The organism is Streptosporangium sp. 'caverna' (assembly GCF_003203775.1).
Taxonomy (GTDB): domain Bacteria; phylum Actinomycetota; class Actinomycetes; order Streptosporangiales; family Streptosporangiaceae; genus Streptosporangium; species Streptosporangium subroseum.
This window is the reverse complement of record NZ_CP029711.1, coordinates 5,006,525-5,031,664: the sequence shown is the minus strand read 5'-3', so window position 1 is coordinate 5,031,664 and position 25,140 is coordinate 5,006,525. Positions and strand designations below refer to the sequence as shown.

24 protein-coding genes and 4 pseudogenes are annotated in these 25,140 nt (G+C 66.9%); 14 read left to right on the top strand and 14 right to left on the bottom strand.

Features of this window, described 5'->3' with window-relative positions:
- Window positions 1–539 precede the first annotated feature (539 nt).
- Window positions 540–1,463, top strand: coding sequence for an IS630 family transposase (locus tag DKM19_RS22210; RefSeq protein WP_110698002.1), 924 nt, complete (start codon window positions 540–542; stop codon window positions 1,461–1,463).
- Between the two features lie 194 nt (window positions 1,464–1,657).
- Here the strand turns inward: DKM19_RS22210 and DKM19_RS51890 are convergent, their stop codons facing one another.
- Window positions 1,658–1,792: a transposase gene (locus tag DKM19_RS51890; RefSeq protein WP_162641676.1), complete on the bottom strand. Its 135-nt coding sequence runs from the start codon at window positions 1,790–1,792 to the stop codon at window positions 1,658–1,660.
- Between the two features lie 194 nt (window positions 1,793–1,986).
- Here DKM19_RS51890 and DKM19_RS53020 point away from each other — a divergent pair.
- A pseudogene (locus tag DKM19_RS53020) lies at window positions 1,987–2,049 on the top strand (hypothetical protein); the annotation flags it as partial.
- A 994-nt stretch (window positions 2,050–3,043) separates the two neighbouring features.
- On the opposite strand, the gene DKM19_RS22195 reads toward DKM19_RS53020, so the two are convergent.
- The gene (locus DKM19_RS22195) at window positions 3,044–3,694 is read right to left on the bottom strand and encodes a TetR/AcrR family transcriptional regulator (protein ID WP_110705886.1); all 651 of its coding nucleotides are present in this window, start codon (window positions 3,692–3,694) and stop codon (window positions 3,044–3,046) included.
- A gap of 269 nt (window positions 3,695–3,963) precedes the next feature.
- Between DKM19_RS22195 and DKM19_RS22190 the strand changes: the two genes are divergently transcribed.
- The 5 genes from DKM19_RS22190 to DKM19_RS49635 are packed head-to-tail and all read left to right on the top strand — an operon-like array spanning window position 3,964 to window position 8,376.
- On the top strand, window positions 3,964–5,208 hold the full coding sequence (locus DKM19_RS22190; RefSeq protein WP_110698000.1) for an acyl-CoA dehydrogenase family protein: 1,245 nt from the start codon (window positions 3,964–3,966) through the stop codon (window positions 5,206–5,208).
- Window positions 5,205–6,278: a selenide, water dikinase SelD gene (gene selD / locus DKM19_RS22185; protein ID WP_110697998.1), complete on the top strand. Its 1,074-nt coding sequence runs from the start codon at window positions 5,205–5,207 to the stop codon at window positions 6,276–6,278. The genes DKM19_RS22190 and selD overlap by 4 nt, the downstream gene beginning before the upstream one ends.
- Entirely contained in the window at window positions 6,275–6,817 is a 543-nt protein-coding gene (locus DKM19_RS22180) for an adenylyltransferase/cytidyltransferase family protein (RefSeq protein ID WP_110697996.1), read from the top strand. The genes selD and DKM19_RS22180 overlap by 4 nt, the downstream gene beginning before the upstream one ends.
- Window positions 6,814–8,148 (top strand): phosphoglycerate mutase, encoded by a 1,335-nt coding sequence (locus tag DKM19_RS22175; RefSeq protein WP_110697994.1) that lies wholly within the window; start codon window positions 6,814–6,816, stop codon window positions 8,146–8,148. Before DKM19_RS22180 ends, DKM19_RS22175 begins: the two co-directional genes overlap by 4 nt.
- 18 nt (window positions 8,149–8,166) lie before the next feature.
- Complete coding sequence (locus DKM19_RS49635; RefSeq protein WP_162641675.1) at window positions 8,167–8,376, top strand: hypothetical protein; 210 nt, start codon at window positions 8,167–8,169, stop codon at window positions 8,374–8,376.
- Here the strand turns inward: DKM19_RS49635 and DKM19_RS22170 are convergent.
- Both DKM19_RS22170 and DKM19_RS22165 read right to left on the bottom strand, forming a co-directional pair.
- On the bottom strand, window positions 8,364–8,579 hold the full coding sequence (locus tag DKM19_RS22170; protein WP_110697992.1) for a hypothetical protein: 216 nt from the start codon (window positions 8,577–8,579) through the stop codon (window positions 8,364–8,366). The two genes, DKM19_RS49635 and DKM19_RS22170, sit on opposite strands and share 13 nt — an antisense overlap.
- A gap of 254 nt (window positions 8,580–8,833) precedes the next feature.
- A complete protein-coding gene (locus DKM19_RS22165) occupies window positions 8,834–9,451 on the bottom strand; it encodes a LysE family translocator (RefSeq protein WP_110697990.1) in 618 nt (205 codons plus the stop codon).
- Window positions 9,452–9,577: 126 nt separating this feature from the next.
- Here DKM19_RS22165 and DKM19_RS22160 point away from each other — a divergent pair, with 126 nt between their 5' ends.
- Window positions 9,578–10,030 (top strand): Lrp/AsnC family transcriptional regulator, encoded by a 453-nt coding sequence (locus tag DKM19_RS22160; protein WP_110697988.1) that lies wholly within the window; start codon window positions 9,578–9,580, stop codon window positions 10,028–10,030.
- 268 nt (window positions 10,031–10,298) lie between these two features.
- Here the strand turns inward: DKM19_RS22160 and DKM19_RS51880 are convergent.
- From DKM19_RS51880 to DKM19_RS22145, 3 genes and pseudogenes are all read right to left on the bottom strand, one after another.
- Window positions 10,299–10,541: pseudogene (locus tag DKM19_RS51880) on the bottom strand (transposase family protein); the annotation flags it as partial.
- 528 nt (window positions 10,542–11,069) lie between these two features.
- Window positions 11,070–11,216 (bottom strand): annotated as a pseudogene (locus DKM19_RS22150) (IS3 family transposase); the annotation flags it as partial.
- Window positions 11,217–11,433: 217 nt separating this feature from the next.
- Window positions 11,434–12,270: a helix-turn-helix transcriptional regulator gene (locus tag DKM19_RS22145; protein ID WP_110697984.1), complete on the bottom strand. Its 837-nt coding sequence runs from the start codon at window positions 12,268–12,270 to the stop codon at window positions 11,434–11,436.
- Between the two features lie 102 nt (window positions 12,271–12,372).
- On the opposite strand from DKM19_RS22145, the gene DKM19_RS22140 reads away from it, so the two are divergent.
- Both DKM19_RS22140 and DKM19_RS22135 read left to right on the top strand, forming a co-directional pair.
- Window positions 12,373–13,095 carry an SDR family oxidoreductase gene (locus DKM19_RS22140; protein ID WP_110697982.1) on the top strand — a complete coding sequence of 241 codons (723 nt, stop codon included), beginning with the start codon at window positions 12,373–12,375 and terminating at the stop codon, window positions 13,093–13,095.
- Window positions 13,096–13,103: 8 nt separating this feature from the next.
- The gene (locus tag DKM19_RS22135) at window positions 13,104–13,472 is read left to right on the top strand and encodes a hypothetical protein (protein ID WP_110697980.1); all 369 of its coding nucleotides are present in this window, start codon (window positions 13,104–13,106) and stop codon (window positions 13,470–13,472) included.
- A gap of 127 nt (window positions 13,473–13,599) precedes the next feature.
- Here the strand turns inward: DKM19_RS22135 and DKM19_RS22130 are convergent.
- Together DKM19_RS22130 and DKM19_RS22125 are read right to left on the bottom strand one after the other, a co-directional pair.
- A pseudogene (locus tag DKM19_RS22130) lies at window positions 13,600–13,755 on the bottom strand (IS5/IS1182 family transposase); the annotation flags it as partial.
- Between the two features lie 7 nt (window positions 13,756–13,762).
- Window positions 13,763–14,545 carry a maleylpyruvate isomerase N-terminal domain-containing protein gene (locus DKM19_RS22125; RefSeq protein ID WP_110697978.1) on the bottom strand — a complete coding sequence of 261 codons (783 nt, stop codon included), beginning with the start codon at window positions 14,543–14,545 and terminating at the stop codon, window positions 13,763–13,765.
- Window positions 14,546–15,090: 545 nt separating this feature from the next.
- On the opposite strand from DKM19_RS22125, the gene DKM19_RS49630 reads away from it, so the two are divergent.
- Both DKM19_RS49630 and DKM19_RS22115 read left to right on the top strand, forming a co-directional pair.
- Window positions 15,091–15,618 (top strand): hypothetical protein, encoded by a 528-nt coding sequence (locus tag DKM19_RS49630; protein ID WP_162641673.1) that lies wholly within the window; start codon window positions 15,091–15,093, stop codon window positions 15,616–15,618.
- Window positions 15,619–15,702: 84 nt separating this feature from the next.
- Window positions 15,703–15,966, top strand: a complete 264-nt coding sequence (locus DKM19_RS22115) for a hypothetical protein (RefSeq protein WP_110697974.1) — start codon at window positions 15,703–15,705, stop codon at window positions 15,964–15,966.
- Window positions 15,967–16,717: 751 nt separating this feature from the next.
- On the opposite strand, the gene DKM19_RS22110 is transcribed toward DKM19_RS22115, so the two are convergent.
- The 3 genes from DKM19_RS22110 to DKM19_RS22100 all read right to left on the bottom strand — a co-directional run bounded on the left by DKM19_RS22110 (window position 16,718) and on the right by DKM19_RS22100 (window position 19,055).
- On the bottom strand, window positions 16,718–17,341 hold the full coding sequence (locus DKM19_RS22110; protein ID WP_204358937.1) for an IclR family transcriptional regulator: 624 nt from the start codon (window positions 17,339–17,341) through the stop codon (window positions 16,718–16,720).
- A 275-nt stretch (window positions 17,342–17,616) separates the two neighbouring features.
- On the bottom strand, window positions 17,617–18,243 hold the full coding sequence (locus DKM19_RS22105) for a tyrosine-type recombinase/integrase (protein WP_110697970.1): 627 nt from the start codon (window positions 18,241–18,243) through the stop codon (window positions 17,617–17,619).
- A 242-nt stretch (window positions 18,244–18,485) separates the two neighbouring features.
- Entirely contained in the window at window positions 18,486–19,055 is a 570-nt protein-coding gene (locus tag DKM19_RS22100; RefSeq protein ID WP_110697968.1) for a TetR/AcrR family transcriptional regulator, read from the bottom strand.
- Window positions 19,056–19,144: 89 nt separating this feature from the next.
- Between DKM19_RS22100 and DKM19_RS22095 the strand changes: the two genes are divergently transcribed.
- Window positions 19,145–20,578 (top strand): MFS transporter, encoded by a 1,434-nt coding sequence (locus tag DKM19_RS22095; protein WP_204358936.1) that lies wholly within the window; start codon window positions 19,145–19,147, stop codon window positions 20,576–20,578.
- 79 nt (window positions 20,579–20,657) lie between these two features.
- On the opposite strand, the gene DKM19_RS50800 is transcribed toward DKM19_RS22095, so the two are convergent.
- Window positions 20,658–21,419 (bottom strand): transposase, encoded by a 762-nt coding sequence (locus tag DKM19_RS50800; protein WP_239514382.1) that lies wholly within the window; start codon window positions 21,417–21,419, stop codon window positions 20,658–20,660.
- Window positions 21,420–22,815: 1,396 nt separating this feature from the next.
- Here DKM19_RS50800 and DKM19_RS22080 point away from each other — a divergent pair.
- A complete protein-coding gene (locus tag DKM19_RS22080; RefSeq protein ID WP_110697966.1) occupies window positions 22,816–24,027 on the top strand; it encodes an FAD-dependent monooxygenase in 1,212 nt (403 codons plus the stop codon).
- Between the two features lie 637 nt (window positions 24,028–24,664).
- On the opposite strand, the gene DKM19_RS53015 is transcribed toward DKM19_RS22080, so the two are convergent.
- Complete coding sequence (locus DKM19_RS53015; protein WP_369989591.1) at window positions 24,665–25,138, bottom strand: carboxyl transferase domain-containing protein; 474 nt, start codon at window positions 25,136–25,138, stop codon at window positions 24,665–24,667.
- Between the last annotated feature and the right edge of the window lie 2 nt (window positions 25,139–25,140).

Below are 25,140 nucleotides of genomic sequence, written 5' to 3'. Positions count from 1 at the left end.
TCAGCGATACCGGCGAACTCATCGATGATCGCCAACTGGGCGTGGATCTGGTCGGAGGTGGATGAGTCGACGTCGCCGAAGCCGTTCGAGGAAGGGAAGTGCCGTCTCCGCGTGTCCTCGGCACTTTCCGCGCACAGATGCCAGCGGCTGCCCGTCCAGCACGGCCGCTTCCCCGACGGCCGCTCTGAACTGCCGGAGGAGCCAAGCGCAGCGCCTCACACCTGCTGCAGACCGATCACTCGCAGCATGTCGAGCACCGTCGCTTCGGTACATCCCCGCTCGGCCGAGTACACGAGCACATCAACTGCTCGTCCGTCACTGACCTGGTCGGATCAACGGCCGGTTCCTCCACCAACAGCGACTTGACGGCGGTCTTCTCCCACTGGTCAAGCTCTCGACTATCCGACCGGCGCGGCAGCCGCGGGCAGGTTACGTGCCTGACAGACCGCCAAGCGGCTGACCAGCCAGTTCGCTTGACACCCTAGTGCTGTGACCGGAAACCTTTGCCGGTCTGGCGTGTAGCCGCTGGCGTCGGTTGGATGTGTCGCACACGTCCAGCTGGCGTGAGGAGACGCCGTGGGAGAACCGGTCACAGTACGACGGCTGATGGACGCCGAGAGGAAGCCTTCGTCATCCAGATGGTCACCACCCGCCCGGCCAAGCTCGGGCAGCCCTTCACCCGCTGGTCGATCCGCAAACTGGCCGTCTATCTGCAACGCCTGCCCGGCCGGCCGCTCGTCATCGGACGGGAGGCCTTACGTACCTTGCTCACCCGCCGGGGGGTCACCTTCCAGCGCACCAAGACCTGGAAGGAATCCCCTGACCCCGACTTCGACGCCAAGCTGGACCGGATCGAGTACGCCCTGACCCAGCGCCCGGAACGGACCTTCGCCTTCGACGAGTTCGGACCATTGGGCATCCGCCCCACCGCCGGATCGGGGTGGGCCAGGCAGGGCCGGCCGGACCGGCTGCCGGCCACCTACCACCGCACCCACGGAATCACCTACTTCCACGGCTGCTACTCCATTGGCGATGACCTGCTCTGGGGCGTCAACCGGCGCCGCAAGGGCATCGACCACACCTGGACCGCGTTGCGGTCCATCCGCGCGGCCCGCCCGGACGGCGCCCCCATCTACGTGATCCTGGACAACCTGTCGGCACACAAGAACTGGCGCATCCTCACCTGGGCCAGGCGCAACAAGGTCGAGTTGTGTTTCACCCCGACCTACGCCTCCTGGGCCAACCCGATCGAGGCGCACTTCGGGCCGCTACGCCAGTTCACGATCGCAGGCTCCGACCATCCCAACCACACCGTCCAAACCCGGGCTCTGCATGCCTACCTGCGCTGGCGCAACGCCAACGCCCGCCATCCCGACGTCCTGTCCGCCCAACGTCGTGAACGCGCCCGCGTCCGCAGCGAGAAACAGCGACGCTGGGGCCGACCGCTCGCCCGAGCAGCCTGATACTCAAGCCGGTGAACGTTTGTGGTCACCGCACTAGATAACGATCGGTGAGCATCCCGACCCCGGTCACCATCGCCGACGGGCTCACCCACACCAGCCCAGCCTTGTTGCCGTTCGAGATCAAACGTGTGTTGCTGGACGCGGTGATCACCGTCCCGGATCAGGTCGTAGGCGCGAACCTGATTGGTGGCCAGCTAGCCGGCCACCCGCACCATGTCGTCCCAGTGCTGCACGATCGCCGGCAGGGATACCCGGCGCAGGCCCAGGGTGTTGAAGTCGCCCCACGCGTTGCCGGACCTGTGATCGCGGGTCAGGGTGCCCTCCAGCATCGGAGTGTCGACCCACTACAGCTGAGTGGCGGTCAGGTCTGCTGGCTGGACTTCGACGTGATCGCTCTCGTAGCGTGGGGGTACCTACGACGGCGGCCGGCTCTCGCCGGGCGGCTCCTGTTCGGCCCGCTGTTCCTTGAGCCGGGTCAGCAACACCACGCGCCCAGGCTCCGGAGGTCAAGGAACTCGCCGCGACCATCAAGACCACTCAGCAGGCGGGGATCTCTCAGATGCAGAAGATCCTCGGCAGGCTCTGATCCATAACAGCAGATACACGCCGCCGAGCGCGGTCACGGCGAACAGTCGCACGTCCAGCAACGGTTCTAGCAACCGCAGTTGGCCGACGACGAACCAGGTGCCGAACGCCAGCCCGATCGCGATACTCACCAGCGCCGACGAGAGCGCCTCGTCCTTGGCCAGTTCCTTAACGCCGTAGACAATCGGCAGCAGGGTCGCCAGTGACAGTGCCACGCTTAACAGGTCCAGGCGGCCGCCGCCGGGTTGCGGTTCTCCGGCACCCGCCGTGGGGCGCCGATCAGCACTACTGCCATGGCCGGCACCGCGACCAGGAAGGCCGCGCCAGGAGAATGCCTCCAGCGGCGCCTCGCCGAGCACCGGGCCGAGGGCGGTGCCGGCGGAGATGCCGCCCGCTCAGACGCCGACGGCGCGGCCCGTCACAGAAGGGAGCGGGCCGCTCGGCATACGTCGTAGGGGCGCGAGTCCCCCCGGTGTGGCCAGGAGGGGCCTTGGCCCTGTCGCTCAGGGCGGCCGGGTGTCACCAGCGCGGCCGCGACAGCGCCGACCGCTGCTGCGACCCTGGACCACCAGCCACGACCCGGACTTCGCCCCAAAAGAACCCGCGTTGTTGCTCTCTACACCTGCCCGCCTCCAGGAGTGACCGTGGTAGCCGCCGATGAGCTCGGCCCGATCGTTCCGCGGACCTTCGAGCCCGCGCCCGGGTGGACATCGGACGGCCGACGCGTCAAAGCACCTTTGGAATACAGCCGCAGACCGGAGAAAACCTGGGTCTACGGCGGCCTGCGCATCGCACACGGCCACGCGGTCACCATGCGCGCCGCCTCGCGCAACAGCGTCGGCTGGCAGCACTTTTGGCGCTGCTGGAGCAGGCCAACCCGACCGGCACGATCGCAGTGATCACCGACAATCTGTCCAGCCACAACAGCGTCTCCACCCGTCAATGGCTCACTGAGCATCCGCGGATCCGGCAGGTATTCGCGCGGCCGGTGGCCTTCAGTGGCGCGACGGTGCGACGCTTCCTGGGTAGGTAGCGCTTTCGACGAGACGTTGCAGGTGCTGCTGCATCAGCTCTCGGGCCTGAAGGCGGAATAAGTTCAGGCGCCGGGTGTGCGACAGCAGGAGCAGGCCGGTGGCGTGCGCGAAGGCGTCCGCAGTGATCATCGCGGCCTGATCGGTGTCGGCTCCCAGAGCCTGCGCGGCCAGCCGCACGGGCTCCAGCGCGGTCAGGAGGGCGGTGTTGAGTTCTCGGTTGAGTTCCTCGGACAGCCCGCGGGGCTCGATTCCGCCGCCGAACAGGTAAAATCCGAGATCGAGATCGCGGGGATTGGCGTCATAGAAGTCGAAAAAGGCGACGCCCGCGCTAATGAGGCGATCCGCGGCGCTGTCCGCCGAGGCGGCGGCGGTCTCCGTAACTTGCCTCAAGCGGGTCAGGGATTCGCCGAGTGCCGCGGCGTAGATGTGCTCCTTGCTTGGGAAGTAGCTGTAGATCGCGCCTGGGGCGTAGCCCGCTTCCTTGGCGATGGCCCGGACGCTGGCACCGTGCAAGCCCTCGGTGGAGAACACGCGCAGCGCGGCTTCGAGGATGATCCCTCGCTTCATTGCGGCCACGACGCTGCGGCGTTGCTCTGACGCGCCCCTGGCCATGTGAACCACCTTGCCCTCAAAGAGCGGTAACACTACCGCAAGCATCCGAGTGTTCATTATTGAACAGGCTTCGAGGCCGTGATGGACGTGCGACTGCCCGACTTCTCCCATTTCGTCCTGCACGGCATCTGTCCGGTGCGCCGCCGGCGCACGTCCACCCACTGTGACTTCCGGCGAAGTGCACCTTATTCCCCGCTCTGTCCCAATGTTAGAATGAACAGTGTTCAATGATTTGGTCATCGTTCATTTCTTGATGGTATCGTTCAACGATGGTGCAGAGCACGGGCAGGGCTGTCAGCGTGCGGGTCGCGGACTACACCGCGCGCTTCGAGTCATTCCTGCAGGACAAGGTGGCCACCATCGAGGAAGAGCTGGCCGGCCAGGAGGTGGGGACCGCAGGGCAGCCGGGTTTGGACGAGGCCGGCCGTATGCATCCGATGGTGTGGGAGGCTCGGCGGGAGGTGCAGCGCCAGGCGGGCGATGCCGGACTGTACGCCCCGCACAACAGCGCTCACGTGGGCGGCGGGGGTTTCTCGCGGGTGGAGATGCATCACGTCGAGGAGTTCGTCTACCGCGAAGCCGGGCTGGGCCTGGGGTTGGCAGCCCTGGCGTGGACCGAAGGGCCCAACCCGGCGATCGAGCACTGCTCTCCGCTGGCGCGCGAGCAGTACCTTTCGCCCCTGATCACCGGCGAGATCACCGCGGCGTTCGCCAACACCGAGCCGGACGTCGGCACCGATGTGCTGGGCATGTCGACCTGGGCTAAGCGGGACGGCGGCGACTGGATCCTCAATGGGAAAAAGGCGTGGATCACCAACGCGCACTTCGCGGATGTCGTGCAGGTCGTGGCCGTCACCGAGCCAGGTGCGGGTACCCGATCACTGTCGATGTTTCTCGTCGACGCGAACATGCCCGGATTCCGCCGTGGGGCCGACCTGCCGACGATGATGACCGACGGGCTCACCGGCGAGTTGGAGTTCACCGATGTCCGTGTCCCCGCCGAAAATGTCGTCGGCGAGATCGGCGACGGCTTCGCCTTGGCCATGTCGTGGATCAACTGGCGGCGCCTGTGCCGGGGCGGGATGTGCGCGGGCTGGGGCCAGTGGCTGCTTCACCGCGCCCTCGACTACGCCCAGGACAGGCGGTCGGGTGGATGGCCGATCGCGAATCTCCAGGCCGTGCAGCATTTGCTAGCCGACATGGACGCCGATATCTACCAGGCGCGTGCGACCTCACTGGTGGCCCAGGCGGAACTCGACGCCCTCGGCCCGTTCGCCATCCCTCTGCACCGCGAGGCACCGCGCCTGATCAGCCTGGTCAAGGTCATCAACGACGAGGCGTTCGCCCGCGTGACGGACAACGCGGTGCAGATCCATGGCGCCAGGGGACTTCTCCTCGGCTCGCCCGAGGAGAAGTTGTTCCGTGTGGCCCGCAACCTGCGCATCCCGGCGGGAACGGCCGAGGTCCAGCGCAACGCCATCGCTCGCGGGCTGCTCCGGGAGCATGCGGTATGACCATCCAGGAGGCTGTATCGCTGACGCAGTACTCGCCGGGCGGCGGATGCGCTTGCAAGATGCCCCAGCACCTGCTGGGTGATGTGCTGTCTACGATGCGCGGCGACGGCTTACTGGCCGCTGTCTCGGGACCGTTGCGGGTGGGGATGGATCCGGCCGACGACGCCGCCGTCTACGACCTGAACGGCCGGTCAATGGTATTTACCTGCGACTTCCTCACCCCCGTCGTGGACGACCCCTACGACTGGGGACGAATCGCCGCCGTGAACGCCCTGTCCGACGTGTACGCGATGGGCGGCCGCCCACTCGTGGCGCTCAACATCCTTGCCTGGCCTGCCGACCTCGACCGAGAACTGCTCGCCGAGGTGATGCGCGGGGGCGCGACGGCGGTCAGCGAGGCCGGGGCGCTGCTGGCCGGTGGGCACAGCATCACGGACCCGGCACCCAAGTACGGGCTCGCCGTGGTCGGCGACGTCGACCGGGACACAATCCTGCTCAAGGGCGGTGGCCGCGCCGGTGACGTACTGGTGCTCACCAAACCCTTGGGAACGGGAATCGTGGGAACCGCGGTGAAACGCGGCGAAGCCGAGCCCACCAGCGTCCGTGCCGCCGTGCAGGCGATGACCCGGCTCAACGCCGACGCCGCAGCCGTGGCCCGCGCGGCCGGGCTGAGCGGCGGCACAGATGTGACCGGATACGGGTTGATCGGGCATCTGCACGAGATGGCCTTGGCCGCCGGTATCGCCGCGCGGGTCCAGGCCGGCGAAGTACCGCTGCTGCCCGGGGTGGCCGACCTGATCGAACGGGGGTGCGTACCCGACGGGACGCGCCGCACCCTTGCGGGTGCCCTCAAGGAGGACTGGTTCGATCCGGGACCACTACCGCATTCAGGCCGGCTGCTCATCGCCGACGCGCAAACCTCCGGCGGACTGCTGCTCGCGGTGAAGCCCGAACACGCCGACACTGTGGTGACTCACCTGCGCGATCGCGGTGACGAAGCCGCCGTGATCGTCGGTGATCTTGTGGCTGGGGCCCCTGGAACCGTGAGCGTTAAGGGAGGACACCAGTGAGCGCTCTGGTATGCGTCACCGGCCGATTCCAGCCGGTGCACCACCAACACCTGGAGCTTTTCGAGCTCGCGCTGCACGAGGGCGAGCACCTCATCATCGCGGTCACCAATCCCGACGCCGGTGCCCGCCAGGAGGAGACCACCTCCGTCCACCGGCACCTGCCGTCGGCCAATCCCTTCACGTACTACCAGCGGGTCCGTATGCTTCAGGCCGCATGCGCCGCCCGCGGCCTGGGTCCGCGCACGACGATCGTTCCCTTCGACCTGACGCGTCCGGAGCATTGGAGCGACTACGTTCCCCGCGACGCCGTCCACTGGGTGCGTGCCTACGGTGACTGGGAACGGCACAAGGCCCAAACGCTGGCGGAGGCGGGCTATCAGGTCCGCATACTGACCGGCGATCCCGGCCACCGCCTATCCGCGTCAGACATCCGGGGCCGCCTGGCGGAGCACTCCGACTGGCAGGAGTTGGTACCCGATGCCATCGTCCCTCACCTGTGCTCCCTTATCACCTCGACGCCCAAGGAGCAGTGCATGTGAAACCACCCGGCTACGGCGAAAACCGTCAGCGCCCGGACGACGACCGGCTGCCCATCATCCTCGTCATCCTGGATGGGCTGGGGGACCGTCCCGTCCCCGAACTAGGCGACCGCACGCCGTCCGAGGCCGCTCACACCCCGCACCTGGACGCGCTGGCCCGCCGAGGCTCCAACGGCTGGCACCTGCCCTTCGGCTGGGGCCGCGCCCCCACCTCCGAACTCGCTCACTGGGCTATGTTCGGCTACTCCACGGTGCCCTTCCCAGGCCGCGGCGTCCTCGAAGCCCTCGGCGCCGGCGTGGACGTCACCCCGCACGCCGCGACTGTCCACGCCGCCCTGCGCACCTCCCAACAAGACGGTGACCGATTGTGGATCACCGGCCGGGCCTCGCATGCCGACAACGACGACGCGGACGAGCTCCTCACGGCGCTGGGGCCCGTACTCGCCTCAAACGGGATCCGCATCCAGTTGCTCGGCGGACGGGGCGAGGCTCTGCTCACCGCCCCCGCGCACACGGTCGCGGCTGTCACCGACTCCGACCCCTTCTTCGAAACCTTCCACCCGTGGCTGCGACCCCAGCCCACCAGCGACGCGGGCAAGCCGTTTGCCCTGACGCTGACGAACGCCCTGTACACAGCCCGGAAGTATCTGGTCAACAGCCCGATCAACGGCCGCCGGATCGCCTGCGGTCTATCCGCACTGGACGTACTGACCACTAAGTGGGCCGGGGTGCACGAGCCCGTACCCGCCTTCATCGACCAGATCGGCGTCGCCGGAGCGGCCGTCACCAGCACCCGGCTCTACCGGGGCCTGGCCACCGCGCTCGGTATGCGGCACATGCACCTCAGGCCCCGCGCAGACCTGGAGAAGGACCTGAACGCCCGGCTCGCCGCGGCCGAGGAACTCATCGGCGCCGGCGCGCGCTTCGTCCATGTACATACCAAGGTCACTGACGAAGCCGGCCATACCAAAGCCCCGCACGCCAAGCGGGTCGTCCTGGAGGCGATCGACCGCGGACTGGCCCGTCTCGGAGACATCGCTGAGCACACGATCGTCGCCGTCACTGGCGACCACTCAACGCCCTCCACCCATGGCCTGCTGCACGCTGGTGAGCCCACTCCGCTCACGGTCGTCGGCCCTACGGTGCGGCGTGACGAGGTCACCACCTTCGGCGAGACTCCCGCCAGGCGCGGGTGGTACGGAACGGTGCCCGCCGATGACTTGCTGCCACTGCTGCTCGGCCACGCCAACCGGCCGGTCTTGCTCGGCCACCGCATCACCCCTCGGCCCGTGATCGCATTGGCCGACCAACCTCAGCACATGCGGGTTTAATACGACGGAGACACGACGATGAGCAACTATCACGACACCTACCGCGCAAGTTTCGACGACCCGAAACACTTCTGGCAGCAGATCGGACACCCACTGAAATCCTGGACCGCTCCCGTGTCCGGTGAGTGCGGCGATGTCGATGAAGGGGATGGGCCGACCGTCGTGATGGAGTTGGGCGCAGGCTCTTTCGACGCGGTTGAGGGCATGTCTGCTGGTCATCCGGCTTGAGCCTCGCTGATCAGGGTGTCGAGTCGGGTGGGGAGGGCGCGGTGTCGTTCGGCTTCGGCGATCCAGCCTCGATTTTCGGCGTCTCGAGCGGGTGCCTCGGCCCAGCCCCATTTGGTGATGTCGGTCAAGAAGTCGATCAATGCGACCACGCGCCGGGACCGAATCGGCTCTGCCACGCCGGCCAGCCGCTGCTCGAACGGCACCGGCCCGCCCGAGCGCGGTAACGCATCGAGGATGTCCAGGTGGAACAGGACCCGCTGGGCGTTGCTGCACGCCGACAGGTAGTGGCGGTGGCCCTTGCCGACTCTAAGCGAGAAGGCTTTTCCGTTTACCTGGGTGTGCTATCTCAAGCGATAAGGCCGAAAGGCCGTCGGCAGCTCTATGACCGCCCGCTGCCGGTCCCCGTACGCTCAGCTGTCTTCGGTGACATCTCGCGGCGTCCTGGTGGGGTGCGCGGTCAGCCGGCCAGTTGCTCCACCAGCAGCAGTACACCGATCACGACCATGGCGGTGCCGGAGAAGCGGGTTAGCGCCCGTGCCGCCACGGGCCGAGCCTGCAGTACCCACCGTGCCCCCGCGCCTACCCCCGTGTAGACCACGGCGCAGTTGGCCACGTGAACCAGGCCCAGCACCACGATCTGCGCCGGGGCTGGCCACGCCGCCTGCGGGTCCGTGAACTGCGGCAGTAGCGCCAAGAACAGCAGGAACACCTTCGGGTTGAGGCCACTGATCCCCGCGCCTTTCACTGCCTGGCGCACCCACAAGCCAGCGGCCGGTTCCGCAGCGGCCTGCGGGGCCGACGGGCGAGCGAGCGTACCGACCCCCAGCCACACCAGATACGCCGCACCCGCCACCGTCAGCGCGGACATCACCACCGGCAAGCGGGCCAGTAGCGCCCCCACCCCGGCCGCCACCACCGCCGTGGCCGCCAGATGCCCGATCAGCAGGCCGCCCACCGCAGGCAGCACCGTGCGATGCCGCAGTCCCGCCGCGATCGCGTACGCCCAGTCCGCCCCCGGTGTCACCACGAACATCAACGAGACCGCCCAGAACGCGACGACGGCACCGACCGACATGACCTCTCATCTCCTCCCACTCAGTGGAACCCGCCTGAGGGCTCGTAGGGAAGATTAGGCGAAAATGCCCGAAATATGCTTCCAACCTTTCCCACAAGACCAGGCATATGAGGAAGAATCTGCCCAGTGAACGATGTAGACCGGAAAATTCTTGCCGAGCTCCAGCAGGACGGGCGCCTCACCATCACCGAACTCGCTGAGCGCGTCGGCCTCAGCGTCTCGCCCTGCCACCGCCGGCTGCGGGCCTTGGAGCACTCCGGCGCGATCGCCGGCTACCGTGCGGACCTCGACGCCCACGCCCTCGGCCTGACCTTCGAGGCCCTCATCTTCGTCACCATGCACGCCGCGGACCGCAACACCGTCGACGCCTTCGAACAGGCCGTCGCCGCTGTGCCCCACGTCCTGCAGGCCCAGAGGCTCTTCGGCGACCCCGACTACCTCCTGCGCGTCATCACCCGCGACCTGCCGGCCTTCCAGCGGCTCTACGACGACCGTCTTGCCACCCTTCCCGGCGTTCAGCGCCTCAGCTCCACCCTCGTCATGAAGAGCGTCGTGGAGAACCGGCCCCTGCCCCTCTGATCCATCCCACTGCTTCTTGCACAAGGGCGGGCGGCGAGCAGACCCTCGTGGGTGCCGACGATGATGAACTCGCGAACGAATCGGCCAGGGCGGCAAGCATCGGATGGCCCATCCGAGCGCCGGCCGGGCGCGCGGCGCCTGTGGTTTCGAGGGCGTCGCGGGGCGCTCGGCGCAAGGTCTGAGTGCCGTCCGCGGTCAGTGCTGCCCCGCTGACGTAAGCCGCCCAGAAACAGCGGCGTGCGTATCGCGGTGCCGCGGTGGAGGGTGCGGTTGCCGTCGACACTCCGAGCCTGGCGGCCAGTTCGCTGAACGTCTCGCCTTTGCGCAGGTAGACCAGGACGAGCAAGGCTTGTTTCCCAGGGTTCAGCCGCCGCCAGATCGATCCGATCGCCTTGCGCCGCCGGCGGATCAGCCCGGCCACGTAGTTCAGCGTCGAACGCGACACATCGACCGCGGCGCGGTAAAAACAGCACCTGAAGCTCCTGGTTGTAACGGGTCTGGTTGTGGTGATCAATCCGTCTACCAGGAGCTTCTCTACGCCATCAGGTGAACGTCAGAGTCGCGATCATGCTGTGACCAGTAGGCCCGTCCCCAGAGGGTGAAAAAGGTTCACTGTAAAGGCGTCGAGTTGGACTCAAGATCATTTATATCCGCTAACAGCAAAACCTGCTCCTACACCACTGGGCCGTTGCCTTGCTTTTCAATCACTACCTGTGCGTACGAGCAAGGTAGATGGCCGTGGCGCCTGCGTGAGTCAAGCTTCGGCAGCAGCTGCATTGGTCTATCAAGACGCCGCGGTAAGGCTCGAATCGCAGTCGCGAAACTAATCCGGCGCGCATTACTCTTCCTCAGACCATGGGTGCAGCAGTTCGTAGACCTGTCGATGAAGGCTTGGAAGTACCTGGCCGCGGTTCTCGCAATTCTGTCTTCGCACGGGGAGCAGCATCATTACATGGAGCTCCCGCTGCGCCGCTGGTACCGGCCCTACGGATTGACCCCTGGAGTTGCCCCGGTTTGGTAGACGCATCAGGGCTTTCGGCTACGCGGCAGCATAGTCGTCTTCGTGAATGTGCTTGAGGGCTTGGCGTCGCTCGTATTCGGCGGGGCTGAGCTGTCTGTTGGCAGAATGGCGGCGGCGTGGGTTGTAGAACCCCTCGATATAGGTGAAGACCGCGCGCTCGGCCTGCTCATCCTGCGTTGGTCAACGAGATCGGGCTGGACCACTATCGGGTCCGCCACCATGTCTGGCGCCGGCACATCACCTTGGCCATGCTCACCCACGCCCACCGCCCGGTTACAGGGGCGTCCGCGCAAAGACAGAGAAGGCCCCGCCGTCTCCAGACTGCCTGGAGGCAGGTGCGCGACCACCGACCTCGGTCTTCCATAGACGCGTCGGCGGCGCCTCAGAAATGCTGCAGCCCGGTCACCCGTAGCATGTACAGCGCCATGGCTTCGGGGGATCCCGGCTCGGCCGAGTACACGAGTACGGTCTGGTCCCCGTCGGGGAGCAGGAGGGTGTCGCAGTCGAGCGTGATCGTACCCAGCCCGGGATGGCTGATGCTCTTGGTCGCGGTACGCCACAGGGAGGATCGCCCCTCCCGCCACAACTCGTCGAACCGCGGGCTGCCACGCCGTAGCTCCGCGATCATTCGTGCCAAGTCGGGGTCGTTGGGGTAACGGGCCTGGGCGGCACGCAGCGTGCCGACCGAGGCGCGAGCGGCCGCGTCGTCTTCGCCCGGGCCTGCGGCAACCTGACAGCGGCTGCTACCGAGAAAACGTTGCCAGATGAGGTTACGTTGCCGCTGCGGCCACGCGGACATGTCGCCTTGAAGCGCCGCCCCGAGGGGATTCCAGGCCAGCACGTCGCCCTTGGCCGACAGCACCAGCACGGGTAGATCCGCCATGCGGTCCAACAGCCGGAACACGCTCGGCCGTACGACCATCGCGACGCGTCCGGTCTGAGGCGGCTCGTGGTCGGCGAGCCGGAACACCAGGTCGCGGTCATCGTCGTCGAGCCGCAGGGCCTGGGTCAACGCGGCGATGACCTGACTCGAGGGCCGCGGCCCGCGCCCCTGCTCGAGCCGGACCACGTAGTCGACGCTCAACCCCGCGAGCATGGCCACTTCCTCCCGGCGCAGGCCCGGCACCTGGCGGCGCGTTCCCGATGGCAGCCCGACGTCCTGCGGTCGCACACGAGCCCGGGCTGTGCGGAGTACTTCGGCGAGTTCGGCGCGGTTCACTCCTCGATCATGCCGCACAGACCGCGCCGGCCGGGTGGTACCGCAGGTCCTATGCCTCAGTGGTCCTGGCGTGCCCGGGCGTGCGCACCGATGATCGACCCCATGACAGACGTGAAGACGGTGGCGCTGGTCACCGGAGCGAATAAAGGGCTGGGCCTGGAGACCGTACGCCGCCTGGCCGGGAGTGGATGGCTGGTCTTCCTGGCCGCTCGGGACCGGGGACGCGGCATGCACGCCGCGGACACGCTGGCGGGTGAGGGGCTCGACGTCGAGTTCGTCGAGCTCGACGTGACCTCGGACGAGTCCGTGTCGGCGGCCGTGAAGGCCGTCGTCGAGCGTGTGGGTCATCTGGATGTGCTGGTCAACAACGCCGGAGTCGGTGGCCCGTTGCTGGATCCGGCCGACATGGGCGTCGACGCGCTACGGGAGCTGTACGAGGTCAACGTGTTCGGTCAGGTGCGGGTTACACACGCGTTCCTGCCGTTGCTCCGGAAGTCGGAACAGCCCCGCATCGTCATGGTGTCCAGCGCTCTCGCCTCACTGACACACGCCGGCGACCCCGCCCGCCCCGAGTCCGGCTTCCTGGCCCTGGACTACGCCTCGTCGAAGACGGCGCTCAACATGATCATGTCCCAGTACTCCCGAGCGCTGCCCGGATTCAAGGTCAACGCCGCGGACCCGGGCAACCCCGCCACCGACATGAACCATCACACGGGTGTCCACACCGTCGCCGAGGGAGCCGATGCGATCATCAGGTTGGCTACCTTGGACCCTGACGGGCCCACCGGAGGCTTCTTCGACCGTAACGGTCCCGTCCCCTGGTAGGAGCGAAGATGACAACGATTCTGACCATCGGGCTGCATCCGAACGCGATCGACTACACCAAACATCCGGACCTCGACGAGGCGACGCTCACCGCACGGATCGAGCAGGGCCATACGGCTCTGCGGGCGGCGGGCTTCGACGCGGTGTCATGCCTGATCGGTGCCGACCCGGACGAAGTAGAAAAGACCATCCGTGAACGGTTGTCCGAGGGCCCCTTCGACGTGGCCATGATCGGAGGTGGTGTGCGAATGGCACCCGAGCACACACTCCTGTTCGAACGACTGATCAACGTACTGGTGACGACGACACCCGGAATCCGGTTCTGCTTCAACACCTCACCGGAAACGACGATCGACGCCATTCGCCGTTGGATATAGCCCTCCCCGATTGCGCGGGGCAGAAGACCCGACGCGCTGAGGGGATGCAAGCCATGGGCCGCCCTGAACGAGTGGCGGCGTCCCCTGCTACGGCGGATTGGTGGCGGCGTAGATCCAGTGAGCGCTTTCATCTCGATTGCCGGAGCTGAAGGACGAGGACCGCTTTGACGAGTTGGCCTGCCAGGGAAGGGCAGCAGCGGAGTTCGCGGAGGATGCGCCAGGTCTTCAACTGCGCGTTGGCGCGTTCGCCAGGTCCGCGGAGCTTGGCGTGAGCGGCATTGGCGCAGGCGTCATCCAATGAGGGGAAACCGGTTCGCCAACGGCCCAAGTTCTTTGCGTTCACTTTCGGCCAGCGGCAGGCGCCCGCTGCCCTTAAGGGCATAGGTGACATCGTCCCACCCGAGGTCGACGGCCGACCCGGCGAGACCATCAAAGGTCCGCCGGACGACGGCAAGCGCCGAGGCCGCAGGCGCCACGACGTCACCGAGGTCAACGATGTCGAGGTGATGGATCGCGGCCTCCACCGCCCATTGGGCGAGGAAGTCTCCGACCGACAAGACCTGGCCGCCCTGCTCAACGCGCGTATCCTTCGGCACTGCCCCGGCTCGGCGGACCACAGCGCGCACAGTCGCCGACAGGTGCGCCACCAGCGCGGTCGGCTTTCGATACGCCGAAGCGACCAGGCGGACGAAGTGGACGTGCGCCAACGCGGTGTCTTCGTTGGCGTCGTTGCCGCGCCACACGGACACGAAATCGCTGTCCGGCTCCGCCTCCGTCGGCAGGGCCAGAGCGACCAACACGTCCTGGGCGCCGAGGTGCAGGTGATACAGCACATCGCATACCGCCCAGCCCTGGCATCGGCTCGACCGCATCAACAGGGTGTCATCGAGGGAGGTCGCCAGTTCATCCAGCGCGGTGAAGGCCTCGGTGAACGCGGTCAGCGCCATCTGGTGGGGGATCGGGCTCAGCATCGTCTTCACGATAAGCGATGATCGCATACCGGCTTCGACGCGAACCACGGAATTTGAGCCGTGCTGCCCATGCATGCCCACGTGGCCGCCGAGATTGATCATTCAACTCCGCTTGCCCGGCGAACAAGTCAATGCTCAGCTGAAACCCAGCGCATCCTACATAAACTCCGCTGCTTCTCTGCCGCAATGATCGATTCATCATGGTCCGGGGCCTTTGACCCGTAAAACCGGATGAAAAAGACTCATTGAGTTGCAGTGCGACGGCAGATCTGTCACTTTGCCGCCAAGATCACCGGGGTTTCGCCACGGCGGCTGAGGCCCTACCGGTTCGCCTAGAGGCCGACTCCGCGCATGAGGTTGTCGTTCCATTTGTCGACCTGGCGGATGTAGCCGGCCACCACGGGGGAGCCCTCGGCCCAGCGGCCGTGTGCGGTGATCGCCGACATCGGGGCTCCGGCCTTGGCCGCAGACGTCGCCCCGCGGCGCGTAGCCCGTGCGCGCTGTAGCCGTCGGCCTTCTCCAGGTGGGCTGCTGCTGCGGCGCGTTTGGCAGTCCGGCTACCGCTGGAATCCGCGAGCGGGATCGCGAGGCTTATGATTTCCGAAGGTTGTGAACCATGCACACGGACGTAGGTCACCTACCCGAAAATGCCGGTTGAGGTCAGTGTCGGGATCTTCGCTTCCGTCGTAGCTGGCGTCGAACAGCCACAGGATGTCGTGATCTTGGAAGAGCACATCGGAGCATCCGTCCCAGTCGTAGTCGTCCCGCCGTTCGGGGAGCGTGTCGTGATTGTCGCCAACTACGCCCATCTTGCGGTGAACGGGGGCGTCTTGGAGCGCCAAGTGCAGGGCCATCTCCTCGGCGGGGCAGCGGGGGAGGGGCCAGTTGCCATGGGCGAGGTCGTCGGAGAGGTCGTGGCAGGCGCGGGCGAACTGGCGTCGCCACTCCTGGTCCTGGTTCTGGGTGATGCGGGGCAGCCGGTCAAAGAACTCCCACGTTTGCGAGTCCTCCACGAGTTTGTCGCCGAAGTCCTCGATATCCGCGTATGCGTAGGAGCCCGAGCGCAGTATCGAGATCGCCAGCTCGACGGTAGAAGCCCGGGTGTCCCATACGACCCTTACTTCATGAAGACGGCTTCCTGTCCGAGAGTGCTACTGACACAGGCTCCCGTCTAAAGGCTGTCTCGTAACGTCGACGCTGCCGTGTAGCTTTTCGGTCGGGCTGCGATAAATCACCATCCCCGGGGCGGAGATATCGACGTGGACATCGTCATGATCTTGGGCGCGCTTGCCGAGCAGGGTGTGATGGCGATCCTTAAGGCCGACGGGGAGCGCATGCTCAAAGGCGCCCGGCCCTGGACCTTCGTGGCGAGCGGTGGTCCCCTCAGCGAACACCCTGTCCGCATCGATGAGGACTCGGTGGAACGGTGCCTGGAACATGCTCTGCCTCGTCTGCGAGTTCTGTCTGCTGCGCCGCCCGATCGCGAGTGCCGGCCGGTTGGGGGAGAGCTTTCACGATGCTGATTCCTGCGGGCGCTGGAGGAGTGCGCCAGGCCGTCAGCTTGCTTGTCCTGCAGCGGGCACCGCTGATAACTGGAGCAGGGGAGTGAAAGGTGATCTGGCGGGGGAGCCTTCGGCGAGGATGCCTGTGACCGAGTTGGCGTCGCCTGCGATCCGCAGGCTCTTGGTTCGGAGCAGAAAAGCGCCATCGGGTTTCCCGTGGTGGGGTTGAACAAAGTCCCCTTATTAATCTACATTGTAAAGGCGCTGGGTCGACTTCAAGATCATTAACAATATAATGGTCTAAAGACCTCTAAAAACAAGAGCCGGAGCGGTGTGAACGGCTGACGGCGGGCCCAGTCGATCAAGCGGGTGGTCCCAGCCGTTACCGAGGGCGAGGCGCGGTGAGCCACCTTTTCATGATCGGAAATAGGTTCCTGCGGGCGGAGTGGCTCGCAAGCGTGCCGACGAGCGCGGTGATGAAGTTCGCCCGATGACGTAGCGACGAGTGGGTCTCGACACGTTCGACGAGGCGGTTGGAGTACGCGCTCTGAGATCTCGGGGTGAGCTTCACGCCTGCGGCGAGAGCCTCGGCGAGCAGTTCGTATCCATCAATGTCGGCCCATCGGTGACTACCCGTGTCGAGGGCTGCGGTGAGTAGTGGCTCGGTTGTGTGAGGGCTGACCTGCTCGGTCAGTAGTGCGAGGAGCACGTCGCGCCAGGCCAGATTGTGGACGAAAGCAGAATGGACGGCGAGACGTTGCAGCGGAAGCTGTCAGCCGCCCTGAACCCTGACTTCAGGATGCCATCCCAGCGTCCGTGAGAGCCCGAGGCCGCTCGCGACGAGTGTGGGAAGCGCCGCCTGTGGTTTCAAGGAGCCGGCGCGTACCACGACCGACATCGCCGCGACGACCCAGCCGTCTCCGTCGACGATTCGGGTGGCCACGGAGTCGGCGTCCGCCGTCAGCTCCCCCCGGACGACGGCGGTGCCGGTCCGCCGGCAGGCGGCAAGCTCCCTCCTCAGGACGGCGGGATCGACGATCGTTCGCGGTGTGTACCCCCGCAGGCCGTCGGCGAGAAAGGTGTCGACGAACCCGGGGCCGGCATGGCTGAGCAGAACCTTGCCGACCCCTGAGCAGTTGAGCGGCAGGAGCCCGCCGACGTGCGACACGAGCCCGAGCGCTTCGGGCGCGGAGAGCCGCTCGATCACGACGGCATCGGTGCCCTCCCGGATCGCCAGCTGGACATGCTGATGGAGCGCCGAGTAGAGATCCTCCATGAACGGCTGAGCGAACGTTCGGAGGGATTCCGTCCGGGGCGCGAGGGTGCCGAGCTGCCAGAGGCGCAGTCCCACAGTGAGCCGGCCGTCCTCGCTCCGGTCGAGTGCGCCGCCGTCCACGAGCTCGTTGACGAGTCGGCGGGCGGTGGCGTGCGGCATCCCTGTCCTGCGTACCACGGGTGCCACCGGAATACGGCGGAAACGGGCCGCGGGACGACATAACCGCAGGTCAGCGTTGAGCCGGCGCTTCGTACGCAGTGGAGCAACCGATCTTGAGCGTGCGGGCGGCCTCAGCGACCGACTCGCCGTCGGCGACTTCCACAGGGCTGGGGAACCTGCGGACAGCGGTTATCGCCGAGAATGATCTTGGTCGTGGGTATTGGTGATCCGTCGGTTCATCGCCCGGCGGTTCGGCGTCGTCGGGCTGCGCGGATCTCGGCGTCGGTGACCTTGTCGTCCAGCAGCGCGTACAGCTGGGTGGTCTCGGCAGAAGCGTGGCCGAGACGGCGACGCACGGCCTCGATGGAGACACCGGCGTTGATGAGTTCGGTGGCGTGGGCGTGCCGTAGCTGGTGGATCTCGATGTCGACTCCGGCCGCCTCGCAGTAGCCCTGCCACCGGTGGTGGGCGGCGTCGTAGGACAGCGGTCCGCCGGTCCTGTTGATGCTGGCGCGGAAGACGGGGCCGAACCGGTAGCCGGCGCGACTCAGGTAGAGCTTGAGGAGGGCGACGTAGCCGCGGTCGTCGAGCAGGACAGTGCGGACGGTGCCGCCCTTGCCGTGGATGCGGACGTGCTCGTCGTCTTGACGGAGGTCGAAGTCGTCGAGGAACTCCCGGATGGGCGGCGCGGCCAGTTCGGCGATCTCGCCGTCGCAGTGCGGGGTGAACTGGAGGAGATCGCCGCGGTAGGCGCGCAGGGTGTGCGGGGAGGCGCCCGCGTTCTTGCGGTCGGTGAGGAAGTCATCGAGGTGGCGGGCGAGCGGATGGTCCTTGCCGAGGTGTTCGACGATCACCGGATCCACGTCTTTACCCTCCCGTGCGCCGAGTTGCCAGATAACTGGGAATCGAACGGCCCATCATGGAGGGATGATTCCCTGCTCACTATGGCCATTCGATCTTGGTCTTGCCAGATAACGAACGTTATCCCGCAACCAACTCGGCATCCCATTCCCGAAACTGACCCCCAGCCACAAGTAGTGATGGGGGCGTAGCTCGTCGACGGCGGTCGACAGGTACCGGCTGTTCCATAGCGCGACGGACTGGATCAGGCGAGCAACCGGTCGACCAATCCGTCGAGGTAGTCAGGGGTGAGCGGGCCCGCGCCGAACAGGACGCGCATGTAGATCGGCGCCAGGAGATGGTCCAGCACCTCCAGTACGTCAGGCGGGTCCTCGCCGCGGTCGCGGGCGCGGTCGAACATGGCCTGCAACTGCCTGGTGCGGTCGGCCAGGAGCTCGTCGCGCGCCTGAAGGCCCTGCTGACCCTCGCCTGACAGCGCGATGGTCAGCCGCACCAGCGCCAGGCCGTCGGGTCCGGTGACCTCGCGGGCCACGTTGGCGGCGTGGGTCCGCAGGTCGCCGGCCAGGCTGCCGGTGTCAGGCATCGGCGACTGCGCGTTGAGCCGGGTCAGCAGCACATCGCTGAGCAGGGCTTGGAGGTTGCCCCACCGGCGGTAGAGGCTGGTGTCGGCCACGCCCGCGCGGGCCGCGATGTCGCCGACTGTGAAGTTTCCGTAGCCGCGCTCCCTGGCCAGCTCGGTAACGGCCTGGTGCACTGCCGCGCGGACCCGGGCGCTGCGCCCGCCGGGCCGCCTGGCCCGCCCCTGCTCATCCATGCCCCCACCCTAACGCAGTCGAGACTTGCGTTAGATCCTACGAGGGTCTATGTTAACGCAGTCATTGACTGCTTTTAGGAGAGGTGTACGTGAAAGCGTTGCTCACCCTGACCTGCGCAGGTCAGTTCATGGTGCTGCTCGACAACACGATCGTCGGCGCCGCCCTGCCCGACATGCAGCAGCGGCTCCACACCGGGCTGACCGGCCTGCAGTGGATCGTCGACGCCTACGTGCTGCTGGTGGCCATGCTGCTGCTGTCGGGCGGCGTCTTCGCCGACCGGTTCGGCCGCAGGCGGGTGTTCCTGGCCGGGGTGGTGGTGTTCACGGCCGCGTCGGTGGTGTGTTCGCTCGCGCCCTCGATCGGCTGGCTGATCGCCGGGCGGGTACTGCAGGGCGTCGGGGCCGCGGCGCTGAGCCCCGCCTCACTAGCGCTGCTCGCCGCCGCGTATCCCGCCCCGAGAGAGCGCGTCAGAGCGATCGGGTTGTGGGCCGGGTTCAGCGGCATCGGCCTTGCTGCCGGACCGCTGGCGGGCGGGATCCTGGTGGAGGCCTTCGGCTGGCCCGCCATCTTCCTGGTCAACGTGCCCATCGGGGCGGTCCTGCTGCTGGCCGGGCTGCGCGTGCTGGGGGAGTCCCGCAACCCGAGCGCGCCGCCGATCGACGTCCCCGGCACGGTCCTGTCCGCCGTGGGCGTGGGCGCTGTGACCTACGGCCTGATCGAGGGCGGTTCCCGAGGCTGGACCTCGCCGGTGATCCTGGGCAGTTTCGGCGCCGGGCTGGTGCTCCTGGCCGCGTTCGTCGTGGTCGAGGCTCGTGTGTCGACGCCGATGCTGCCGCTGCGGCTGTTTCGTCAGCGGCTGTTCACGGTGTCCAACACGGCGATGGTCGTGGTCGGGTTCGCGCTGATGGGGTCGTCGTTCTTCTTCTCCCAGTTCTTCGTCTACGTCCAGGGCACTTCGATCCTGGTCGCCGGGCTGCAGACCCTGCCCGCCACGCTGGCCATGGTGATCGTCAGCCCGTACGCGGGCCGGTTCGCGGCCAGGTACGGCTTCCGTGTCGTCGTCAGCATCGGCCTGGCGCTGGCCGGGCTGGGGCTGCTGGCGCTGGGCTTCGTCCACGCCGATACCGGCTACGGGAACGTGTGGTGGCGGCTGGCGGTCGTCGGCATCGGGTTCGCTCTCACCCTGTCGCCGCTGACCGGGGCCGCCATCCAGGCGGTCAGCCCGCAGGAGGGCGGCCTCGCCTCGGGCGTCAGCAGCACCACCCGGCAGATCGGCGCGGTGCTCGGCGTGGCGGTGCTCGGGGCGATCGTTCACACGCGGGAGTCCGGCGGAGCCTCCTTCGAGTCCGGCCTCAACAGCGCTTTCCTCGCGGCGGGTGCCGTGACGCTGGCCTGCGCCGTGTTCACCGGCCTGTGGCTGACCGCGGCCCGGACACCGAGGGGCGTCCGGGCCGAACAGTCAGGAGGCCAAGCAGTCAGTGAGCGGCCGCTGACAGCTCCTCCCAGTCGGCCCACGTCTTGAGCCGCTTGGCGTAGGCCTGCTGGGTCATCCGCAGCCCTTCGGTGCCGAAGAACACCCGCAGCGGCGAGCGAGCCGCCGGTTATGGGGCGAAGAGGACTTGGGACTCGAGGTCGAGTCGGGTGGTGGGGTTGGCGGCCGGCGGGGTCAGGTTGAGGATCCAGTTGCCGAACCGGCGGATGACGTGGGTGATGTAGGGCGAGATGGTGGCCAGGTCATCGAGGTCGACGGGGTGGCCGTCGGCGGCGATGGCGTTGGCCGCGTCCGTGATGTCCTGAGCGGTCGAGTAAATGACGCAGTTGGCCAGCAACTCGTTGAACTTGATGATCTTCTCTTGGTAGTCGGGATCGTTGTGGCCGATGAGCTTGCCGCCGAACATCAGCCAGTCGGCGAAGTTGTGGAAGGACTCGTTGTGATTGGTGACCTGGGTGATCTGCTCGCGAAGGTCTGGATCCGACAAATACCGCAAGAGCGTGATCGTCCTGACCGCGCGGCCGAGCTCGCGGAAGGCTCGGTAGAGCCGGTTCTTGCGAGAGTGGTTGCCCAGGCGGCGCAGCAGAGTCACTGAGGACAGCCGGTTCTCCCGGATCGAGATCGCGGTACGGAGTAGGTCCGTCCAGTGGGTCTCGATGAGAGTCCAATCGATCACCTCATCGCCGAACAGCGAATCGATGTGCTGGTACCGGGTGCCCGGGGTGGGCCGGTAGAAGATCAGGTCGTGCCAGTTGCGGATACGGGGCAGTAGGTCGAAGCCCATGAGCGCGGCGAGCCCGAAAACCGGCAGCGACTGGCCTTGAGTGTCCGCATGGATGGTGTCGGGCTGGATCTCCGAGGCGTTCTTCAACAGCCCTTCGATGATGTAGACCGCCTCCCATACGCCACATGGGATGAACCGGCCGGTCCGGATCCTTGAGGATCTTCCGCCACATCCTCGAAGCGAACGCGTCCACGTCCACCACCAGCTCCACCGCGACCGGGGCGCCGTCCGGGCCCGCGCGCTGCACGCTGATCCGGTCGGGAACGAACACCGCCCGCGCGTTGCGCTGGGCTTGCAGGTACTCCACCGCGTCCAGCACGCTGCGCTCGGCGTTGGTCGACTCCAGGTTGATCGAGTCAACCAGGGTGAACAGCGCCGAGCGGTGGGACCGGTAGTGCTGGTCGAGCAGCGGCAGGTAGTTGTTGCCGTGATAGGCCGACACCGCCTCGTGCGCGGCCGCCAAAGCGTCCAGGCCGCCGGCCTCCTCCAGCGCCTTCAACACCAGGCGGCCCGCTCGCTCGGCCACATCCCCGGATCCGGAGCCCGCGCTCGCGGTGGGATCGGTGCTCGCGCCGCCCGGCAGCGGGCCGACCGCATCGAGTTCGGCGGGTGTGACCGCCTCGCGGACGCCGTCCAAAACATCGCCGAACACGCCCAGCAGGCGTTCGGACTCGGCTCGGTGCGCCTCCCGCAGGGCTTCCAGCTGGTCGCGCCCCTTCTTGTGGATCGTCGCGATCCGCTTGCAGAACATGGTGACCACGTCGTCCCGCACCCCGGTCCGCACCGTGTGCAGCAGGCTCACGATCAATGTGAGGCGCTTGTCCTCATCCAGCACCTTCCGTAGGTCCGCGACATCGGTGACCCTCGCCTCTCCGGCGAAATGCGCGATCTTCCCCGGCGGGATCCCCTCCAGCCACGCCTCGGTCGGCCCGAGGGCGTCCAGTTCCCGCAGGAACGCCAGGCGGCCCTTGAACTTGTTGAGCGACACCGCCTGCGCCGCGTCCTTCAAACCGTCGTACGCGCTGCGCCGGGTGATGGGGTCGACCAGCAGCAGCCGGGCCAGCCTCACCTGGGCTCCGGCGTTGACCCGGGCGGACACCAGCGTGAAGAATCCGTGGTTCACCTCGGTGCGGATCTTCTTGGTCATCTCATCCAGCGTGAAGTCAGGAGTTTAACGACCGGCGATCAAGAGCGCGGCCCGTTTCCGCCGTATTCCGGTGGCACCCGTACCAGGTCGGCGAGGCTGAGCACACGCTGGTCGGGTCGGAACACGAAGAGGATCTCCAGGAGGCGCGAGCTCACACTCCGGCCGGGCTCGTTGGTTCGCGGCATACCGCACCCCTCTCTGATGATCAATCCGATGCTACGCGCACATTCAATGTTCATTGAACGACTACAGACCCCGGAGCGGGATCTGTGTCCGTCACCATGACAACTTGATGGGTTCGCCAGACGAGCCATGACGAAGTGGGGTACGACAACGATGGTCGGATCGACAACCCGGACACCGCGGATCGCGATCCTCGGCGGCGGAATCGGCGGGCTCGTCGCAGCCGCGTTCCTCCATCGAGCGGGACTGCCCAGCACGGTGTACGAGCAGGCACCGAAGCTGAGGGAGGTCGGCGCCGGGCTGGTGGTCGCACCCAACGCGGCCCGTCTGCTGCGTCAGCTCGGCGTGCTGGAGACGTTCGTGAAACGGGCCGTTCAGCTGGACGTCGGATGGGAGTTCCGGCGCTGGCAGGACGGAACCGTACTGTCCGCCGAGGACCTCGCCGCGTCGTGCGAGCGGCTGTACGGCGAGCAGACCTACACCGCCCACAGGGCGGATCTGCTGGACGCCATCAAAAACGCGGTGCCCGAGACCGCGTTCCGCCTCGGCAAGCGCTGCGTCGAGCTGACCTTCCGCGCCGAGTGCCCGGTCCTGCGATTCGACGACGGCGAGGTGGTGGAGGCCGACATCGTCATCGGGGCGGACGGCATCCACTCGATCGTACGGAACGCGATCGCCAGGCCCACACAGCCGACGTACTCGGGAATCTGCGCCTTCCGCGCGCTGGTGCCGGCTGACCGCGCGCCCGCCTTCGCGCGCAGGCACGCTCAGTCCCTGTGGATCGGGCCCGAGCACCATCTGGTGCACTATCCCGTATCGGCGGGTGAGTACGTGAATCTGGTGGCCTTCGCCCCGGCCGGCGATATCACCGTCGAGTCGTGGAGCGCGACCGCGACGGTCGAGGAGTTCCTCACGGAGTTCGACGGCTGGGACCCGAGGCTGGTCGATCTGATCCGCGCGGCGGACACGCCGGGACGCTGGGCGCTGCTCGACCGTGCGCCGTTGGACCGCTGGAGCAGCGGGCCGGTCACACTGCTGGGCGACGCCGCGCATCCGATGTTCCCGTTCTTCGGACAGGGCGCGGCGCAGGCCATGGAGGACGCCGCCGTCCTCGCCCGCTGCATCGCCGACGACGTCAGCGATCCCGTCCGGGCACTCCAGCGGTACGACGCGGTGCGCATTCCGCGCACGACCCGGATCCAGGAGATCAGCCACGCGAGGTCGCACGTCAACCACCTGCCTGACGGCCTGGAGCAGGAGGTGCGCGACCGCGACTTCGCAGGCGCGGACCCGCTGGTCGCCAACGGATGGATCTACGAGTACGACCCGGACATCGCCGCGGCTTCCGTGCCGGTGCGCGTTTGATCGGGGATGCTCGCGACGAACGACCTCATTGTCGCGCGTGTGCTGGACGCTGACTCGGCGCCCAATCCTGACCCGCTTCCCCGGCTGCAGGCCGAGTGTTCACCTAGTGGTTGTGGTGGCACGCCGTCGAGCCGGAGCTACTGCCTCTGGTGTCCCTACAACCGCTTACGGGCGGTACCGTACAACAGGGATGTGCTCACCCAGCCCGGCCTGAGCGACGCCGAACGCTAAGCGGTCAACACGCACGAGATCCGACGCGGTCCGTGGACTCGATGCTCAGAGCATGGCATCCCAGTGTCCGGTCGAAGCGTCGACCGGGCTGGTGCCGTGGAGGGGGGATCGTGTGACGGAGAGTTGACATCCGATGCGGCTGTGATGAACTGGCGGCATGGGCGAGTACAAGCCTTATCCCAGCTGTCTATCCGACGAGCGATGGGCGCTGATCGAGCCAGTGATCACGGCGTGGGCAGCATCAGCCCTCCTGGGACAGAGACATCGCGGTTCTCGACGACGCGATCGTGCAAGAAATCGCCCCGTTCGCCGACGTGGCCGATCGGCTCGATGAGATCCCGGGAGTCGGTCCGACCGCAGCCCGTGCGATCATCTCTGAGATCGGCTTGGACATGGGGCGCTTCCCTTAGGTCAGCCTGCGGTAGCGGCGCCGCCGCTCCTCCAGCCGTGTGGCCGGGTCCATGGCCACGAGCTGCGTGAGTTCGTGTCGCAAGGCCTGCGCCGCTCTGTGACACAACTCGTCGGGCTCGGCCGTGACATCGTCGTACTCGGGGATGATCATGTCCACGAGTTTTGCCTTGACCAGGTCCTTGGCTCGTATGCGCTGGGCGTCGGCGAGGTCGGCGGCCCGGCTCGGCGTGCGGTGCACGATGGCACTCGCCCCTTCGAGCGGCAACGGCGCCAGCCAACCGTGCTGAGCGGCGAGAACGCGGTCTGCGGGCAGGACAGCCAGCGCTGCACCACCGGCGCCCTGGCCCAGCAGCAGGGACACCGTGGGCGACGGCAGCGTGGCCAGCTCGGTTAGGCAGTGGGCGATCTCCCGGGCTAGACCCCCTTCCTCGGCTGCCCGAGACAGTTCCGCCCCCGGCGTGTCGATCAAGG

Coding starts and splice junctions, on each gene's coding strand:
- DKM19_RS49635 (WP_162641675.1), top strand. CDS start 8,167: ATGAGCAACTATCACGACACCTACCGCGCAAGTTTCGACGACCCGAAA.
- selD (WP_110697998.1), top strand. CDS start 5,205: ATGACCATCCAGGAGGCTGTATCGCTGACGCAGTACTCGCCGGGCGGC.
- DKM19_RS22190 (WP_110698000.1), top strand. CDS start 3,964: ATGGTGCAGAGCACGGGCAGGGCTGTCAGCGTGCGGGTCGCGGACTAC.
- DKM19_RS22080 (WP_110697966.1), top strand. CDS start 22,816: ATGGTCGGATCGACAACCCGGACACCGCGGATCGCGATCCTCGGCGGC.
- DKM19_RS22125 (WP_110697978.1), bottom strand. CDS start 14,545: ATGATCAATCTCGGCGGCCACGTGGGCATGCATGGGCAGCACGGCTCA.
- DKM19_RS22210 (WP_110698002.1), top strand. CDS start 540: ATGTGTCGCACACGTCCAGCTGGCGTGAGGAGACGCCGTGGGAGAACC.
- DKM19_RS22135 (WP_110697980.1), top strand. CDS start 13,104: ATGACAACGATTCTGACCATCGGGCTGCATCCGAACGCGATCGACTAC.
- DKM19_RS49630 (WP_162641673.1), top strand. CDS start 15,091: ATGCCGGTTGAGGTCAGTGTCGGGATCTTCGCTTCCGTCGTAGCTGGC.
- DKM19_RS22165 (WP_110697990.1), bottom strand. CDS start 9,451: ATGTCGGTCGGTGCCGTCGTCGCGTTCTGGGCGGTCTCGTTGATGTTC.
- DKM19_RS22100 (WP_110697968.1), bottom strand. CDS start 19,055: ATGGATGAGCAGGGGCGGGCCAGGCGGCCCGGCGGGCGCAGCGCCCGG.
- DKM19_RS22140 (WP_110697982.1), top strand. CDS start 12,373: ATGACAGACGTGAAGACGGTGGCGCTGGTCACCGGAGCGAATAAAGGG.
- DKM19_RS22195 (WP_110705886.1), bottom strand. CDS start 3,694: ATGGCCAGGGGCGCGTCAGAGCAACGCCGCAGCGTCGTGGCCGCAATG.
- DKM19_RS51890 (WP_162641676.1), bottom strand. CDS start 1,792: ATGCTGGAGGGCACCCTGACCCGCGATCACAGGTCCGGCAACGCGTGG.